This is a genomic window from Psychrobacter sp. 1U2, assembly GCF_051847575.1.
The window spans coordinates 1-1583 of sequence record NZ_JBPYDC010000157.1; the positions used below are offsets into that span (position 1 = coordinate 1).

The window sequence follows — 1583 nt, forward strand, 5'->3', positions numbered from 1 at the left end:
AGAGACAGCATGAGCTTTGATAGTGTATTTATAGCTACCTTGGCAGCGATATTACTCACCTTAGCCGCACACGTTATTGCTCGCGTATTGGCAAGGAAGATATCTTGGTTACCAATGGTCATTACTGCACTCGTCTTAGTCATTGTATTTTTGTTTATTTCACGGTGGGATTACAATGATTATTATAGTGTTGCCAAACCTGTCTTTGACCATTTATTAGGTTACGTCACCGTATTATTGGCTGTGCCACTAGCCGCTATGAGCTTCAAAGGGTTACCTGTCAAAAGCTTGACCAATATTGTAGTCATCGCTAGTGTGGTCGGCGCCCTCCTACCCATGTCATTGGCTTATCTATTTTCGTTAAGTCATGACACCTTATTAGCCTTCGCTACTCGTTCTGTAACGACCCCTATTGGCCTTAGTGTGGCAGATTTGATAAAAGCGCCTTTAGCAATGGCCAACTTAATTATCATTGTGTCAGGTTTAATAGGCGGCATGCTGGCTCGGTTCTTATTTCGCAGTATAGATGATGACCGCGCTAAAGGTTTGGCATTAGGATTGGCCGCTCATGCGTTTGGTACAGTAGAAGCTTGGCAAATCAGTCATACAGCTGGACGTTATGCTGCTTTTGGACTGGCAGTCAACGGTTTACTAACAGCAGTTTGGGTGCCTATCTTTATCAGTGCCTTAGGCATTTAAAGTTTGGTGCTTATAAAGCATATAAGATTAGTCAATCTTAAATTCAGTCACTTTTAAAACCAGTCACTCGCAAACCCGATATGTGTCTTATTTTAAAAACTTATGTCTATCAGAAATGTCTAAACCTATATAACTGTTTGTCTTTCGCTTGTCCTTATAACATTATAATCAGATTATAAGTAAACGTATTTATCAATCTTGTTCAAAATAAAAATAGCGTTAATATCTGATTTTTCTAAATATTTATTAAAAATATTTAGTGCTTATTCCAAACCAAGGTTATAGGGTTAAAAGTTATTTTATGATATAGTAAGCAACTATTATCTTTTGTATCTATTGCAAGTGATTTTGGTTAGACGTAATTTTGTTGGCTATTTATGGCAGTCATTGGTGTGACAACCTGCAGCTACTAATAATGGCTTTATTAAACAAAACATTACGCCTATAAGCAGAGTAATTTGCTGTTATTCGATAAAAAGTGATATTTTCTATGATAAAAATTGCCCCTCTATTTAACCGTTTTCTGTCTCCTTTTATGTTGACTGCTATCGCTCTATCTACCCTCTCGGTTACCGCTCAAGCTGGTAACATGTACATATATAAAGATAAGGGTGGCCAAGTTCTCTTAACGAACGTCAATCCGACTGGTAATTTTGATAAGTTTACTAAAAAAGTAAAAGTGACTTATTACAAAGACTCAAAGATGTATGACGGTGATAGTAGTAGTAACAGCTATAGCAGTAGCTCTGCTAGCAAAAGCGGTAGTCGCGATGCTTATGATAGCTATATTCGTGCCTCTGCTACTCGGCATGGCGTTGATCCAGGCCTAATGAAAGCGATGATGCACACTGAGTCAGCTTTTAACCCTAATGCTCGTTCTCCTG

2 protein-coding genes are annotated in these 1583 nt (G+C 38.2%); both read left to right on the forward strand.

The annotated features are described in order from the left end of the window. The first annotated feature begins 9 nt into the window (after positions 1-9). Entirely contained in the window at positions 10-699 is a 690-nt protein-coding gene (locus ACS8FD_RS14060) for an LrgB family protein (protein WP_439262699.1), read from the forward strand. Positions 700-1189: 490 nt separating this feature from the next. After that, a partial coding sequence (locus ACS8FD_RS14065) for a transglycosylase SLT domain-containing protein (protein WP_439276328.1) occupies positions 1190-1583 on the forward strand: 394 nt, incomplete at its 3' end.

Coding starts and splice junctions, on each gene's coding strand:
- ACS8FD_RS14060 (WP_439262699.1), top strand. CDS start 10: ATGAGCTTTGATAGTGTATTTATAGCTACCTTGGCAGCGATATTACTC.